General features: G+C 75.8%; 11 protein-coding genes. 3 read left to right on the top strand and 8 right to left on the bottom strand.

The annotated features are described in order from the left end of the window. The first annotated feature begins 1 nt into the window (after window position 1). Window positions 2-1,066, top strand: coding sequence for an LLM class flavin-dependent oxidoreductase (locus LGQ04_RS05245; protein WP_229242649.1), 1,065 nt, complete (start codon window positions 2-4; stop codon window positions 1,064-1,066). Here the strand turns inward: LGQ04_RS05245 and LGQ04_RS05240 are convergent. The 7 genes from LGQ04_RS05240 to LGQ04_RS17655 form a co-directional block, all read right to left on the bottom strand. Next, entirely contained in the window at window positions 1,015-2,277 is a 1,263-nt protein-coding gene (locus LGQ04_RS05240; RefSeq protein WP_229242648.1) for an NAD-dependent epimerase/dehydratase family protein, read from the bottom strand. The genes LGQ04_RS05245 and LGQ04_RS05240 overlap by 52 nt on opposite strands. Window positions 2,278-2,422: 145 nt before the next feature. Next, entirely contained in the window at window positions 2,423-3,070 is a 648-nt protein-coding gene (locus LGQ04_RS17665) for a response regulator (protein WP_229242647.1), read from the bottom strand. Next, window positions 3,067-5,334 (bottom strand): GAF domain-containing sensor histidine kinase, encoded by a 2,268-nt coding sequence (locus LGQ04_RS05230; protein WP_229242646.1) that lies wholly within the window; start codon window positions 5,332-5,334, stop codon window positions 3,067-3,069. The genes LGQ04_RS17665 and LGQ04_RS05230 overlap by 4 nt, the downstream gene beginning before the upstream one ends. 89 nt (window positions 5,335-5,423) lie before the next feature. Continuing rightward, window positions 5,424-6,503, bottom strand: a complete 1,080-nt coding sequence (locus LGQ04_RS05225) for a nitroreductase/quinone reductase family protein (RefSeq protein ID WP_229242645.1) — start codon at window positions 6,501-6,503, stop codon at window positions 5,424-5,426. A gap of 64 nt (window positions 6,504-6,567) precedes the next feature. After that, entirely contained in the window at window positions 6,568-8,613 is a 2,046-nt protein-coding gene (locus LGQ04_RS17660) for a multicopper oxidase family protein (protein ID WP_229242644.1), read from the bottom strand. 18 nt (window positions 8,614-8,631) lie between these two features. Then, complete coding sequence (locus LGQ04_RS05215) at window positions 8,632-9,123, bottom strand: DUF6220 domain-containing protein (protein WP_229242643.1); 492 nt, start codon at window positions 9,121-9,123, stop codon at window positions 8,632-8,634. Between the two features lie 76 nt (window positions 9,124-9,199). Then, entirely contained in the window at window positions 9,200-10,054 is an 855-nt protein-coding gene (locus LGQ04_RS17655; protein ID WP_229242642.1) for a siderophore-interacting protein, read from the bottom strand. A 132-nt stretch (window positions 10,055-10,186) separates the two neighbouring features. On the opposite strand from LGQ04_RS17655, the gene LGQ04_RS05205 reads away from it, so the two are divergent. After that, entirely contained in the window at window positions 10,187-10,750 is a 564-nt protein-coding gene (locus LGQ04_RS05205) for a GNAT family N-acetyltransferase (protein ID WP_229242641.1), read from the top strand. Between the two features lie 38 nt (window positions 10,751-10,788). Here LGQ04_RS05205 and LGQ04_RS05200 read toward each other — a convergent pair whose 3' ends face one another. Further along, window positions 10,789-11,727: an ion channel gene (locus tag LGQ04_RS05200; RefSeq protein ID WP_229242640.1), complete on the bottom strand. Its 939-nt coding sequence runs from the start codon at window positions 11,725-11,727 to the stop codon at window positions 10,789-10,791. A 182-nt stretch (window positions 11,728-11,909) separates the two neighbouring features. Between LGQ04_RS05200 and LGQ04_RS05195 the strand changes: the two genes are divergently transcribed. Next, the gene (locus LGQ04_RS05195) at window positions 11,910-16,481 is read left to right on the top strand and encodes a metallophosphoesterase (protein WP_229242639.1); all 4,572 of its coding nucleotides are present in this window, start codon (window positions 11,910-11,912) and stop codon (window positions 16,479-16,481) included. The last annotated feature ends 30 nt before the right edge of the window (window positions 16,482-16,511 follow it).

Below are 16,511 nucleotides of genomic sequence, written 5' to 3'. Positions count from 1 at the left end.
CGTGAGCACCGCCCCGGCCGAGCGCCCCTCCCCGGAGCACGTGGAGCTCGGTCTCGACACCTTCGGCGACGTCACCGCCGGTCCCGACGGCTCACCCGTCACCGCCGCACGCACCGTCCGGGACGTCGTCGCGGAGGCCGTGCTCGCGGACGAGGTGGGCGTCGACTTCTTCGGCGTCGGCGAGCACCACCGCGAGGACTTCGCGATCAGCGCGCCCGAGGTCGTGCTCGCCGGGATCGCGACCCGCACGTCGCGCATCCGGCTCGGGTCCGCCGTGACCGTGCTGAGCTCCGACGACCCCGTGCGCGTGTTCGAGCGGTTCTCGACCCTCGACGCGCTGTCCGACGGGAGGGCCGAGGTGATCCTCGGGCGGGGGTCGTTCATCGAGTCGTTCCCGCTGTTCGGGTACGACCTCGCGGACTACGAGGTGCTGTTCGAGGAGAAGCTCGACCTGTTCGTGCGCCTGCTCGACGAGGGCCCGGTGACGTGGTCCGGCACGACGCGCGCGGGCCTGGTGGAACAAGACGTCTACCCCCGGACGGAGAGCGGGCGGCTGCGCACCTGGGTCGGCGTGGGCGGGTCGCCGGAGTCCGTCGTGCGGACCGCGCGCCACGGCCTCGGCCTCATGCTCGCCATCATCGGCGGGGAGCCCGAGCGCTTCCGCCCCTACGTCGACCTCTACCACCGCGCCGTCGCCGAGCTCGGGACGCCCGCGCTGCCCGTCGGCGTCCACTCCCCCGGGCACGTCGCCGACACCGACGAGCAGGCGCAGGCCGAGGTGTACGAGCACTTCGCCGCGATGAACAACCGCATCGGGCGCGAGCGCGGGTGGCCCGCCTACCACCGGGGCCGGTTCGCGCACGACATCCGGGACGGGTCCCTCTACGTGGGGTCCCCGGAGACGGTGGCGCGCAAGATCGCGGCGACCGTGCGCCTGCTGGGCGCGGGCCGGTTCGACCTCAAGTACTCGTCGGGCACGCTGCCGCACGACGTGATGATGCGCAGCATCGAGCTCTACGGCACGCAGGTGGTCCCGCGGGTGCGCGAGCTGCTGGCCGAGGGCTGAGCGGACCGCATCGGGCCCGCGCCGAGAACGAGGTTGCTGTCGTTCTCGGACGCTTTCCGGCAGCAACGTCGTGCTCGACGGCGAGCAGCATCGTTCTCGCCGAGGGTCGCCTCAGGTCGTGAAGCCCGGGCGCCGTCGCGCCGGTGGCGTGTCCGCGGCGCGGCGCACCGCGCGCAGCGCCTGCTCCTCGAGGTCCGGCGGGATGCCGACGCCGGGACGGTCCGGCCGCTGCGGGGTGGCCGCGCTCGCGGCGTCGAGCGAGCGGAGCCACGCCCACGTGTCGTGGACGGTCTCGCGGACATCGCGCGTGCGGAGGCCGAGCGAGAACGCGCGCGACACGTCCGACCCGTGGAGCGCGTCGTGCAGCTCCCCGGGCGGCAGCCACAGCGGGACCTGCGTCCACGGCTGGATCCCGGCCGCCTCGACGACCTCCGGCTCGACCCACACGAGCTCCGCCGGCGGGGCCCCGCGGAGGCCGCGTCGTCGGCGGTCACGGCGACGCACGCCGCGAGCACGTCGCGCATCGTCGCGTGACCGGGCGTGGAGACGACGTCGACCGCCCCGGACGCGCCCGCGAGCGCGGCGTCGAGCGCGAACGCGGCGAGGTCGCGCGCGTCGACGAGCTGCAGGGGCAGCGCGGCGGGGCCCGGCGCGAGCACCGGCCCGCCGCGGGCGATGCGTCGCAGCCACCACGGCAGCCGGCCGACGTTCTCGCGCGGGCCCAGGATCAGCCCGGGGCGCAGCAGCAGCGCGCGGTCCGCGAGCGCGTCGAGGACCGCGAGCTCCGCCCCGCGCTTCGCCCGCGCGTAGTCCTCGGCGGTGGCCTCGTCGGGGTCGGCGTCGACCGTCGGGGCGGACTCGTCGGCGCCGCGCGGGGTCGGGAAGGTGTACACGGAGCGGGACGACACGTCCACGTACCGGCCGTCGGCCGCGAGCCGCCCCGCGAGCAGGCGCGCGGCGTCCCGCACCGCGGCCGGGGCCCAGGACCACGTGTCGACGACGACGTCCCACTCCTCGTCCGCGACGTCGCCGCCGCGCAGCGCGTCCAGGCCGTCCGCGCGGGTGCGGTCGCCGAGGAGCTGCCGCGCGGCGTCGGGCACGGGCGTGGTGCCACGGTTGAGGACGGTGACGTCCCAGCCGCGCGCGAGGGCGTCGTCGACGACCGCGCGCCCCACGAAGTCGGAGCCACCGAGGACCAGGAGCCGCGTCATGCTCCCACCCTGCCGCCCGGGACGGGGCTTCGCGCGTCGTTACGCCGCGGGCAGACGGACCGCCGAACCCCGGGTCGATCGGCACCCGGGAGTCCATGTGACGTGCAACCCGGGGTTCGGCAGGACGCGACGCCCGCACCCGGCATCAGGACGACCCGAGACCGGCGTCGCGGGCGCGGGCGACGGCTCCGGCCCGGTCCGCGACCTGGAGCTTCACGAGCACGTTCGACACGACGTTGCGCACCGTCTTCGCGCTGATCCCGAGCCGCTCCCCGATCGCCGGGTTGCCGAGCCCGCGCGCGAGGAGGTCCAGCACGTCCCGCTCGCGGGGCGTGAGCCGCGCGAACGGGCCGAGGTCGACGGGCGCGGCCGCGAACCAGTCCCGCAGGCGGCTCGCCAGGTCCGGACTGAACACGGCCTCGCCGCGTGCGACGGCGCGGACCGCGGCGAGCACCGCGACCGGGTCCGCGGCCTTGAGGACGTACCCGCGCGCCCCGGCGCGCATCGCCCGGAACACGAGGGCGTCGTCGTCGAACATCGTGAGCACCAGCACCGCCGTGTGCGGGGCGGCGGCGACGATCCGTCGCGCCGCCTCGACCCCGTCCAGCACGGGCATCTTCAGGTCGAGCACGACGACGTCGGGGGTGAGCTCCTCCGCGAGCGCCACGGCCCCCGCGCCGTCCTCCGCGGTCCCGACGACGACGAGGTCGTCCGTCGTGCCGAGGAGACCGGCGAGACCGTCCCGGTACAGGGGGTGGTCGTCGGCGAGGACGACGCGGACGGGCTCGCTCACGGTGCGCCCCCGTCGTCCGCCGGGAGGTCGGCGACGACGCGGGTGCCGCGTGCCGCTCCCCGGCCTGTGACGGCGAGCGACCCGCCGAGCTCGACGGCGCGCTCGCGCATCGCGGCGAGACCCACGCCCCACCGGGCGCCGTCGATCCCGACGCCGTCGTCCTCGACGACGACCCGCAGCGCACCGGGTCGGGACTCCAGGCGCAGCGCGCAGCGGTCCGCCCGGGCGTGCTCGACGACGTTCGCGAGCGCCTCGACGGCGATCCGGTAGGCCGCGACCTCGGTCGCCGCGGGCAGGGGACGGGCGTCGACCGTGCTCGTCACGTCGACCGGGACGGACAGGGCCTCGGCGTGCTCGCGCAGCGCGACGACGAGGCCCCGCTCGTCGAGCGCCGGTGGGCGCAGCCGGTAGGAGAGGGAGCGCACCTCGGCGGCGGTGCGGGTGGCGTCGTCGCGGATCGTGTCGAGGAGCGCCCCGACCTCGGCGAGGGGTCGGTCCTCGCGGTCGACGAGCGCGCGCCCGGTCGCCGCGCGCAGGGCGAGCCCGGCGACCGCCGGCGTCACGTCGTCGTGCAGGGCGCGCCGCAGCGCGCGACGTTCCTCCTCCCGGGCGAGGACGAGGCGTTCGCGCGACGCCCGCACGTCCGCATCGAGCTGTTCCTCGCGCACCGCGGCCGCGACCCGACCGGCGAGGTCGACGAGGAGGCGACGCTCGGCGGGCTGGTACGGCTCGCCGGGCGCGCGACGCGCCACCCGCAGCGTCCCCAGGCGCTCGCCGTGGTGCACGAGCGGGACGGGCTCCGCGAGCGCCTCGACCGCCGGGTCCTGTGCCGGGGTGCCGTCGGCGACCGGGCGCCGGGTGGCGACGACGGTTTCGCGCCCGTCGACCTCGACCGCGACCCAGGGGGCGCGGAGCGCGCGGGCGACCTCCTCCGCGACGAGCGGGAGGACGTCGCGCCGGGTCGCGTCGGCGAGGCGGTCGCCGAGCCGGCTCAGCACGCGGTAGGGGTCGTCGCGGTCCCCGAACAGCGTGCGCCGCACGGTGCGCGTCAAGGCGGAGCGCATCGGGTCGAGGGCGAGCGCGACGGCGGCCGCGGCGGCGAGCGCGACCCCGGTGGGGACGGTCGCGGACGCGCGCGAGCCCAGCAGCGCCACGACCCCCGTGTAGACGGTCACGATGCCGAGGGTGAGCAGGGACGCGACGACGGTGCGCACGAGCACGACGTCGTGCCCGAACAGGCCGTGCCGGACGAGCGCGACGACGAGGCCCGCGACGACCAGCAGGCCGGGCAGCCCCACCCACGCGACGGGCAGGAGGGGGGACCCGACGAGGAGCTGCGGCACGAACCACACGGCGCACGTCAGGGCGGCGGCCGCGACCGCGGTGCCCCCGACCCAGCGCAGCTGCTGGGCCGCGGCGGGCGTCGGCGCGCCGGCGCGCACCCGCAGCACGACGACCGCGACGACGCCGAGCAGCACGACGACGACGAGGTACTCCTGGGCGAGGAGCGCGACGTGCGCGGCCGTGCCCCAGGTCCCGAGGAGCCCGGCGCCGAGGGTCGCGACGGCCGCGGTGCCCGGTGCTGCGGCGGCGGCGAGCGCGGCGCCGCGCCCGGGCGCCACGGGCCAGGGGAACAGCAGCACGAGGGCGACGACGCCGCCCCAGGCGAGCAGGTAACAGCCCACCACGGCGGCGAGGAAGAGCCCGCGGGCCACGGGGTCGAACGCGCCACGGAGGGGCAGCTCGAGCACGTGCACGACCGTGCTGGACGCGAGCCCCGCGCCCACGAGGAGGAGGGCGGCGGCGCTGGGCGCGCGGGGCGTGCGCACCACGACGTACACGGCGACCGCGAGGAGCGCCGCGACGAAGAGCAGCGTGGACCACGCGGGCAGCAGACGGGCGGCGACGTCGAGGGGTCGGCCCGCGACCTCCACGACGAGCGGGGCGCCGTCGCGCAGGACGTCGTACCGCATGACGTCGCCGGTGGTGCCGGCGAGCTCGACGACCCGGTCCCCGACGCGCACGGGGCACAGGCCCTCGACGTGCGGGACGAGCGCGTCCGGTGGCCAGTCGCGCGACGACGACGTGAGCAGGGCGCACTCGTCGGGCGTGGTGGCGCGCCACGTGACGAACGCGGCGGCGACGGCCGCGCACCCGACCGACAGCACGACGGCGACGGCGGTCGCCCAGGGGCGCGACGACGCGCCGTCGCGCCCGTGCGCGCCGGCGGCCGCCCGCCCGGGCCCGGGTCCGTCCGCGCCCATACCCTCATGGTGGCCGTGACGGGCCGCGACGTCACCAGGAACGGGTCCGCGCGCCCGTGCGGGTCCGCGCGCCCGTGCGGGTCCGTGCGTCACTGCGGGTCGAGCCGCAGGAACGGCACGAGGGTCCCCGATCGCGCCCACGAGTGCAGCAGGCGCGGCGAGCGGGCCGCCAGGAGCGCGTGCGCGCGTCGGGCGTCGTCGCCGTGGAGCGCGGTCGCGCGTGCCACGAGGACGTCGCGACCGACCTCGACGCGCACGTCGCGGACCGCGAGCGCCTCGTCGTACCAGTCGGGCAGCGCGGGCAGCGCGGGCGGGACGTCGCAGGCCGGGACGACGAACGCGGCACCGTCGCGCGCGTGCGCCACGGGGACGGTGCGTCGTCGTCCGGTGGGTCCGGTCGTGGTGAGGAGCAGGACGGGCAGGCCGTGACGTCGGGCGGCGAGGCGCCCGCGCCCCAGCCGGTACGCCCGGCACGCGACCGCGTCGGCGAGGCGCCGGGCCCCGGCGGGCGGGGTGCGCGACGTGGCGAGGCCCAGCACCGCCGGCCACGCCGAGAGGGCGACCCACGCGGCCACGCCGGGGACCAGGAGGACGACCTGGCCGGGCGAGCCGAGCGGCAGCAGCGCGAACGCGGGGACGGCGAGGAGCACGCCCGCGACGGCGGACACGACGGCGACGGTCCCGAGCCGGGCCGTCGCCCAGCCGACGAGGCCTGCCCGCTCGCCGCGGACGGCGAGGAGGCCGACCCAGACGACGAACAGGGGCATCGCGACGCCGCTCACCACGAACTGGTCCGACAGCTCCACCCGCCCGAGGACCATGAGGACGCCGGCCACGGCGAGCGCGAGGAGCCCGGCAGCCGTGGCCGCTCCCCACCAGCGCAGGAGTCCGCGGGACCGGGCGGCGAGCTCCACCGTCGCGGGGACGAGCGCGACGGCGAAGGCCGCGCCGAGCGTGTCGTTCGCCGGGCCGAGCCACGCCCACGGCCCGTACCCGCCGGTCCGCCACGGGTCCGCGAGGGCGAAGAAGCCGACGAGCGCGGCACCGCCCGCGAGGCCCGCCGCACCGCTGGCCACCGCGAGCGCCCGCGCGGGCCGCGTGAGCGCCGGCACGCCCGGCGTGCGGCGGACGGGACGGGTCGTGGACGGGGACGCACCGGTCGTGGTCATGGGATCGCCTCTTCGGGGAGGTCGTGGGCCGTGGTCAGCGGGCAGGGTCGCTCGGGGTCGTTCGTCACTCGGGGTCGTTCGCGACGGGGGCGTCGCCGTGACCACCGAGCCCGTAGGGCGTCGTGGCGCCCGCGTACGCGAGGTGCAGGACCATGCCGAGCGCGGCGTGGTCGAGGTCGTGGCAGTGCGACATCCACAGGCCGGGGTTGTCGGCGCGCAGCAGCAGCTCCCACGTCTCCCCGGGGCGCACGTCGACCGTGTCGAGGTGCAGCGGGCTGCCCCGGGGCGGCGTGCCGTCCCGGGCGACGACCTGCACGTCGTGACCGTGCGGGTGCACGGGGTGCGTCTCGGTGCTCCGGTTGACGACGACGATCCGCACCAGGTCGCCCTCGTGCACCACCACCGGGGGTACGTGGGGCCACACCCGCCCGTTCACCGTCCACGCCCACGCGGGGACGCCGTGGACCACGCGGAGCTGGCGGTCGAGGACGAGGCGCACGGCGACGTCCGGCGCGTCGGACGCGGTCCCGCGGGTCACGTCGCGCGCGTCCGCGGCGTCGGGCGCGCCGTAGGCGAGCAAGTCGAGGTCGTCGCCGTCGACGAACGGGACGGCGCCCGGTGCCGGCGTGCCGGGCGCGGCAAGCACCAGGCCGGCCCCGGGCGCTCCCCCGGTCGCGAGGCGCACGGTCGCGCCGGACGCGGCGGGCATCGTCAGCCCGACGTCGTAGCGCCCGCCCGCGGGGACGCGCAGCACCGTCCCCGGCGTGCCCGCGCCGGGAATCTCCTGCGGGTCGTGCAGGTCGTCGCCGTCGACGGCGAGCACCCGGTACGGCGCGCCCGTCACCGCGAACCGGCGAGGCTCGGAGTCCGTGTTGACGAGGCGGAGCCGCACGGTCGCCCCCGGGTCGACGGCACGGACCACGGGGACGTCGGACCCGCCGAGCAGAGTCGTGCCGTCGACCGTGTGGAGGGGCAGCACGAGGTCGACGTCCGCGAGCGGCGCGCCGCGGGGCCGCACCACGAGCGTGCCGTACAGGCCGCGCCGCACCCCCTCCGCCGAGGCCTGGTGCGTGTGGTACCAGTACGTGCCCGCCTGCTCCGCGACGAAGCGGTACTCGTGCGACGCCCCGGGGGCGACGGCGTCCTGCGTGACGCCCGCGACGCCGTCCTCCGGGTTCGGCACGTCGTACCCGTGCCAGTGCAGGGTCACGCCCGCGGCGACGTCGGCGTTGCGCAGCGTCACCCGGACGACGTCGCCCTGGGTCGCGGTGAGCGCGGGACCGGGCAGGGATCCGTAGGTCCAGGCGTCGACCTGCGTGCCGGACGCGAGCGTCACGACCTCCTCGCGCGCGGTCAGCGTGTACCGGCGCTCGCCGGTCGCGGTCGTCGTGGCGGGGGGCGTCGTGGCGGGGGGCGTCGGGGCAGGCGACGCCGTGCCGAGAGCCGCGGTCGCGGTGACCGGGGCAGCGCCGTGGACGGCGGCGGCGTGCGCTCCCGCCGCCCCGGCGACCGGGCCGACCCGCGCCGCGGCGTCGTCCGCCCACGCCCACCCCCCGGCGAGCGCGAGCGCGAGGGCGTAGACGGTCCCGGCGGACGCCACGACCCGGGCGGGCGGACGGACCACGAGCACCAGCCACACGACGGCCACCGCCCCGGCCGTGAGCCCCACGAGCCACGCGGCGCCCAGCGGCGTCACGGGGAAGCCGACCACGGCCGTCGCGGCGAGCGCCCCGCACGACGTCACCGCCGCGGTGACGAGGGCGGCGGAGGCGACGTCGCGGCGTCGGGCAGGGACGGGACGGTGCCGCGCGAGGGCGACGAGGACGGGCCCGGCACCCACGACGGCGACGACGGCGCCGGCCCCGGCGAGCGGCAGCCCCAGCGCGACCCGCTCGGCGACGAACCACCAGCCGGAACCTCCCGCGACCGCCAGCGCCACGACCCGGCCCGCGAGGGCGATCAGGGCCCCGACCACCGTGGCGACCGCCGACAGGGCCCGGGCACGAGAGCCGGGCGCGCCCGCGAGGAGGACCGCGCCGGTGACCCACAGGGCGGTCCCGGCGACGGTCAGCGCGAGGTCGGCGCCGAGGAGAGCGATCGTGGGGTGCACGGCCCGTCCCCGTCCGCCTCAGCCGGCCGGGGTCAGCGGGCGGGGCTCCGGGACCGGCGCGACCGCGCTGCCCGTGCGGGCGAGCCTCAGCGCGCGCCGCACGAGCACGACGCACGTCCACAGGATCGCGAGCCCGTTCACGGCGTGCAGTCCGAGGAGCGCGCGGCCCGCGACGGTCGTGCGCTCGGGCGAGGAGCCCGTGGCGCCCGCGAGGACGAACAGCAGCACCTGCACCACGAGCAGCCCGAGGGGGAGCAGCGTGAGCCACACGGTGCGAGCGCCCGCCCGTGCGACGGCCGCGGCGAAGGTCGCGAGGACCGTCAGGAGCGGGATCACCATGCGGCCGTTCGACTGGTGCAGCACGAACGCGTCGTCGGTGTCCGGAACGGTGAACACCCCGTACGCGGCGAGGTAGAACTGCGTGACGACCGCCGCGAGGAGCAGGACGGTGAGCGCGACGTAGACCTTGCGCATGGCGGCCTCCGGGAGGTGGGTGGTGCCGGGTGACACCACCCACGCTCGTCCGGGCGCGTCCCGGGTGTCACGGGACACCTGTCCCGACGGGTCCGGGAGATCCGCGCGGACCTCAGTCGGGGTCGGTCGGGTCCAGCGGCTCGTGGTGGTCGAGGTTCACGACGCCGCGCCGCCAGTAGCCGGACAGCGCGAGCTGGTCGGCGCGGGCGCCCGCCTCGCGGCGCAGGTACCGCCGCACCGGAATGAGGTCGCCGGCCTCGCCCGCCCCGACGAACAGCTCGTCGTCGGCGAGCCCGCCGAGCGAGCGCACCGCCTCTGCGAGCTGGCCGGGACCGTCGGTGCGGTACAGGATCTCCGTGGTCGCGCCGTCGACCTCGGCCTCGACGAACGACTCGTCGACGTCGTCCCCGATCTCGACGACCGCCGTGACCGACGCCGCGGGGTCCGCCGCCCGGACCGCCGCCACCCAGCGGGCCGCCGCGGGCAGACCCGTCTCGTCGACGGCGACGGTCAGGCGCCCCACGCCGTCGGGCACGCCGACGCTGCCGCGCGGACCGGCGAGGACGAGCTCGTCGCCCTCGGCGGCGCGGGCCGCCCACGCCGACGCGGGGCCCTCGTCGCCGTGCAGCACCCAGTCGACGTCGATCTCGGCCGTGCCGTCGTCGAGGGCACGCCACGCACGGACCGTGTAGTCGCGCGAGATGGACACGACACCGGTGGGGCGCTGCAGACCGCCGTCGGGCGCGATCGACGGGGCGTGGAGCTCGCCTGTCGCCGGGTCGGGCAGGAAGACCTTGACGTGGTCCTCCGGACCGGGCACCTGCAGGGAGGCGAGCCCGCGCTCCGGCGTCACGGGCGCGGCGTCGCGGAACGTGATGCGGCGCAGCGCGACGGACGTCTGCTCGACGCGGTGCACGCGCACGCGACGCGGGACGAGGTCGAACCGGGTGCGGGGTCGGGTGAACACCCGCCCATTGTGCCGAACACGAGGTTGCTGTCGTGATCAGCCTCAGTACGACCGCAACCTCGTGCTCGACGGCGAGCATCCTCGTGCTCGCCGCGGGTCGCCGGTGTCGGGGGGTGCTCCTACGGTGACGGGATGGACGTCGAGGTGCGCTCCGCCGTCGGGCGCTTCGAGGACTTCGCGACCGTCGTCGGCCCGCGGAGGCCGGGGGTGGCCGGCTGCTGGTGCATGGCGTACCGGGACAGCCGGGTGGCGAACGAGGACCGGCCGGCGTTCATGTCCGGGCTGTGCGACGCCGAGCCCGGTCCCGGGGTGCTCGCGTACGTCGACGGCGAGGTCGCGGGCTGGTGCTCCGTCGCGCCGCGCAGCACGTACCGGCGCCTCATGCACTCGCGGACCATCCCGTTCGTCGACGAGCTCGACGTCTGGAGCGCGGTGTGCTTCGTCGTGCGGGCCGGGTACCGGAAGCGGGGCCTCGCGCACCACCTGCTCGCGGGCGCCGTCGAGCACGCCGCCGCGCACGGTGCGCCCGCGATCGAGGGCTACCCGGTGGACTCCGGGCCCGAGCGGGTCGACGTCATCTCGGGGTACGTCGGCAACGTCGCCCTGTTCGAGCGTGCCGGGTTCGCGCGCGCCGCCGCCACGACCGGGCGCAGCGGCGGGACGTCACGCGTCGTCATGCGTCGGGCGATCCGCTGACCCGTCAGCACGACCCCCGTGGCGCGGCCGCGAGCCGCTCAGGGGCCCTCGGGCCACGAGGGCGTCGGGGCCGTGCCGTGCGGCGTCGGCTCGTGGTCCTGGTCGGCGGCGTACGCGGCGAGGATCTCGCGGGTCGACCCGTCGGTGTGCAGGTACCTCTCGTCGAGCAGGGCGGCGTAGCGGGCGAGCGCCCATCCCAGCGACGCCGCCGACCGACGGACCTCCGGGTCGGGCGAGCGGAGCGCCCCGTCCGCGAGGTCGGCCCCGATACCGACGGCCGCGGGCAGCGCCTCGTCCGCGACGGAGTCGCGGAAGTAGTAGGTCTCGCCGTAGTGCCGGAGCTCGACGTGCACGGCGGCGACCTGCTGGACGAGATCCTCGAGCGTGGAGACGGGCACGGCGGTCGCCCGCCCCGCAGGGCCGTCGGACGGCACGGTCGAACGAGCGAGGGCGGTGAGCCGCCGCGCGAGGGCGCGACGGCGGGTGAGCGCCGGGGACACCTGCAGCACCCACGACATCGAGGCGCTGAGCAGCGCGAACCCGACGATCGCCTGGACCGCCGTCCACGTCCGGGTCCACGGCGTGGTCGGCACGATGTCGCCGATACCCAATGTCGACAACCCGACCATCGAGACGTACCCGGTGCTCACGAGGCGCTCCCCCACCGTCACGGGCGGCGGTCCGGTGGTGTCGTCGAAACCGCTCGGCATGTGGGGCCAGAACACGAGCCCCCCAGGCGACGACGACACCCCCGGCCCAGAGCACGACGACCGTGGCGAGCACCAGGGCCCGGCGAGGTCCATGAGCAGTCGGCGCGCCCTGGACCGCGCCGGGAGCCGGTGCACCACCGCCCACGCCGCGCGTCCGACGAGACCGTTGAGCCGCCCCTCGCCGGCGGGGTGCCACAGGGTGTGGAAGACGTCGCGCAGCACCAGCACGACGAGCGCGGTTCCGGCCAAGGTCAGGGCGACGTCCATGGAGCTCCTCCGGTCGGCGTGCCTTCACCTTAGGTGCCACCGTCCCGCCCGGGCGGCGTCGCCACCGCGCCGCGCCACCCGCTCGACCGGCGGAGGTCGCCCGCCGTTCACCCGCGAGGACAGGTGCGTTCAGGGGCTCCGGGCAGTGTGGTGCGGACACCTCCCAGGAAGGTTCCGTTCGCATGCCCACGTCACGACACTCATCCACCCGACGGCTCGCGGGGCTCACCGCCCTGGCCGTCGCGGGCGGGTCGTTCGCCGCGGTCCCCGCGGCGACGGCTGCCACGCCCGCACCGGCCACCGCCGCCGCGTCGTCGTGGCCGCTCGTGGTCACCGAGATCGCGCCCGACAACGCCGGCCACGACGACTTCGAGTTCTTCGAGGTCACGAACACGACCGACGCCCCGGTCGACCTCGCCGAGCACGGCTTCACCTACGTCTACACAAACGCGGGGACGTCGGGCAGCGACAAGCCGCTGACGCTCACCGAGGAGACGGCGACGGTCCCCGCGCACGGCAGCGCGGTGCTGTGGCTCCAGTACACCTCGGCCACGGTCGACAGCTTCGCGCGGACCGACGCCGACTTCCGCGCCGCGGTCGGCGCCGCCGACGACGTCCCGCTGTTCCACGTCACCGGGCAGCCCGGCATGGCCAACAGCGGCGTGCGCGGGATCCGCGTGGACGACGCCGCGGGGACCGCCCTGAGCTGGTCGACCTACGACCGTCCCTCCACCGCCCCGGGCGTCTCGACGCACTTCACGGTGGCCGGTGCCGACTCCCCGGCGATGCTCGAGCACGCCACGGGCCCGTACACGCCGGGCGTCGTCGACGACGCGCAGGTGGGCCCGGGCGAGCCGGTCGACCCCGAGGAGCCGGTCGACCCGGAGCCCACGCCCGACCCCGACCTCGACGCGCCCGTGCTGCAGGTGACCGAGGTGGCGCCGGACACGGCGAACGTGGGGGGCGCGGACGCGTACGAGTTCATCGAGGTCTACAACGCCTCCGACGCGCCCGTGCCGTTCGCGGAGCACACGTTCAGCTACCTGTACCTCGACGCGAACCACGGCGTCACGAGCAGCACGCTGTGGCCCGCCACGCCGTCCGACCCGGTGATCGCCCCCGGGGGCACGCTCGTGCTGTGGATCAAGAACGGCGCGAACGGCGACCTCACCGCCGACGACTTCAACGCGCACTTCGGCAGCACGCTGACGGCGGGCGTCAACCTCGTGGAGATCTTCTCCGGCGGCATGGCGAACGGTGGCCTGCGCGGCCTCCAGGTCGAGACGAACACCGGGCACGCGGTGTCGCGCGCCGACTACATGAACAACGACCAGACGGTCCCCGACCAGCCGATCCAGTACCGCTGGGAGGAGGGCGTCCACCAGACGCTCGTCGGCCCCGGTGCGCCGACCCCCGGCACGGTCACGCCCGACCAGGTCCCGGCGGGCCTGGTCGTCACGCCGCAGGACGACGACGCCCCGGTCGTCACCGACCTCACGGGCAGCGACGACGCCCCGGAGACCGACGGCCTGGCCCTGCTCGTCGAGGCGACGGACGACCGCCTCGTCAGCACCGTCGAGCTCACGCTGACGTCCGACGTCGGCGAGCCCGTCACCCAGCTCCTGCGCCCCGAGGCCACCGACCGGTACTCCTACGCCGTGCCCGCCGTGGACCTCTACGGCAAGTCCTGGGTCGAGTACACCGTCCGGGCGTCCGACGGGCAGAACTCGACCACGCTCGGCCCGGTGCGGGTCGTCCTCGACGAGAGCGAGGACGCCCCCGTGCGTCTCAACGTCACCGACGGGCAGCACGTCGGCGGCCCCACGCGCGTCGCGGCGACGACCACCGGCGACCCGGCCGACCTGAGCCTGTCGATCGACGGGTCCGACGTCGCGGACCTCACCCCGTCGCTCGAGGCGCCAGCCCTGTTCGCGTTCGAGGCGACGAGCACCGACGCGTTCTTCCGCAACGGCGTGAAGCTCGGCGACGACGTCCTGACGATCTTCGACGAGGGCTTCTACTCGCGCGTCGAGACGGTCACCAGCGAGGTGCCGGTCGAGCGGGTCGTCGCGGGCGAGGACCTCACCCTCGGCATCTACGCCGGCACCAAGGCGTGGCCCGAGCCCGACCTCAACGAGAACAACGACGACTTCTCCGCCATGAACCTGCGCCTCGCCCTGCCCGACGGCCGGGTGCTGCGCCCCGAGGTGTGCGGCGGTGCGGGCGAGGGCCAGGAGGAGACGGTCCGCGAGTGCCCCGACCCCGGCACGCGTATCGGCTTCAGCGACGCGTCCCAGGTCTACTTCACCGCGACGTTCTCCGTCCCGCAGGACGCGTTCGACTCGCTCGCCCACACCTGGGACACGACCGCGGTGGACGACGGCGAGCACACCGTCTCCGCGACGCGCGGCACCGGGGCGCAGGCCGCGTCGGTGACGCGCGCCGTCGTCGTCGACAACACGGCACCCGAGCTCACGACGGACCTCGTCGACGGCGAGACGTACCGCGGGACCTTCACGATCGACGCGCAGGCGACGGACGCCGGCTCCGGCGTCGCCACCGTCACGGCGACGCTCGACGGCGAGACGGTCGAGCTGCCCCACGCGACGTCGTCGCTGGACCTCGCCGCAGGGGAGCACACCGTCGCGTTCACCGCCACGGACGCGCTCGGCAACACCGCCGAGCGGACCGTCACGTTCACCACCCCGGACGAGGTCCCCGGCGTCGAGCTGGGCGACCCCGCCGACGGCGCGGCCCTGGAGCCCGGTGACGTCACCCTGTCCGCGACGCCCGACTCCGCGACGGGCGACGACCTCGACGTGGAGTTCCGCGTCGGGCACACGTTCGACGCGGGCGACCCGCAGGTCGAGGCCTTCACCGGCACGACGACCGACGCCGCGACGACCGACCGGGACGACGCCGCGGCGCTCAGCGCCGAGGACGTCGAGCGCATCACCGGCACCGACGGGCTCTGGGCCGAGGTTTCCTCGGACACCGAGCTCCCCTACCAGCTCTTCACCGTCGACGTGCCCGAGGGCACCAGCGACGACGGCGAGGTGCGGGTCGCGTGGTCCGGGTCCGCGAACGCCGACGCCAAGGTGCTGCTGTCCGTCCTCGACACGGCCGACGGCACGTGGACCGAGGTGGACCGCCGCGTCACCACCGACGGCGCGCCCACCGAGTTCGAGCTCGGCGGCACCGTCCCGCTCGACGGGCACGTCCAGGACGGCCAGGTCACCGTGCTCGTGCAGCACTCCGAGGGCTTCGCGGGCACGCCGCGCTCCGAGCGGGCCGACGTCGCGACGCCGTACCACCCCGACGCCACCGCCCGGTCGGAGTACGACTTCACCATCGGCTGGGAGTCGGACACGCAGTACTACAACGACAACCAGGGCCAGCCGACCGACGGCTCGGGCGACGACTGGTTCGCCCACCAGGACGCCATCCACGACTTCCTCCTGGAGGTCCGCGACGAGGTGAACCTGCAGTACCTGATCCACACCGGCGACATCGTCGACGACTGGGACCAGGAGCACCAGTGGCTCAACGCCGACCCGTCGTACGCCAAGCTCGACGACGCCGGTCTCCCCTACGGCGTGCTCGCCGGGAACCACGACGTCGGCGGGGCGCTCGCCGACTACTCGGAGTACTCGCGCTACTTCGGGGCGGACCGCTTCTCCGCCAACCCGTGGTGGGGCGGCGACATCCAGGACAACCGCGGCCACTACGACCTCGTGAGCGCGAACGGCGTCGACCTGCTCCTGATGTACATGGGCTGGGCGCCGGGCGACGACCACATCGCGTGGATGAACGAGGTCATCGCGAAGTACCCGGAGCGCAAGGTCTGGATCAACCTGCACGAGTACATGCTCACCACCGGTGGTCTCGGCCCGATCCCGCAGCGCGTCCTCGACGAGGTCGTGGCGCCGAACCCGAACGTCGTCCTGGTGAGCTCCGGCCACTACCACGACGCCTACACCCGCACCGACGACTTCGACGACGACGGTGACGGGGTGGCGGACCGCACCGTCTACTCGATGCTGTTCGACTACCAGGGCCTGCCCGAGGGCGGCCTCGGGTACCTGCGCCTGATGCACTTCGACAACGACGGCGGCGCGGACGGCACCGGCCGCATCGTCGTGCGCACGTACTCCCCGTCGCTCGACGACTTCGACTCGGACAACGCGGCGCTCAACGACCCGCCGGGGATGCAGGACTTCGAGATCCCCTACGCCGCGCTCGGGATCGAGCCGACCACGAAGCGCCTCGCGACCGACGCGCTGACCGTCGACGTCCTCACCGGCACGACGGTCGACACGGTCACCGGGGTCCCGAGCGGCACCGCCGCGACGGGCACGTGGGCGGATGTCGAGCCCGGCGAGCACGGCTGGTACGTCGTCGTCACCGGCCCGCACGGCGGGGCCGTCAGGTCCCCGGTGCGCACGTTCACCGTGGGCGAGCCCACCGGGCCCGTCCTGCTCGCGGACGTCACCGCCCAGCCGCGCTGCCTCGCGGGACGGGCGTACGTCGCCGTCCGCGCGACGAATGCGGCCGACGGCCCCGTCGACGTGCGGTTCGACACCGGCTTCGGGTCGAAGGACTTCGCCGGCGTCGTCCCGGGCAAGTCGGCCTACCAGTCGTTCTCGACCCGGTCCGGCACGGTCGAGGACGGCGAGGTGACCGTCACCGCCACGGACGGCAGCGGCGCGCAGGAGAGCGTCGGCGTCCCGTTCGAGGGTGTCGCCTGCGGCTGAGCCCCGCACCACCGCCGTGACCCGTCCGCC

This window comes from Cellulosimicrobium marinum, from assembly GCF_020551945.1.
Lineage (GTDB): Bacteria > Actinomycetota > Actinomycetes > Actinomycetales > Cellulomonadaceae > Cellulosimicrobium > Cellulosimicrobium marinum.
The sequence above is the reverse complement of the archived record's forward strand: the minus strand, read 5'-3'. Positions and strand labels throughout refer to the sequence as shown.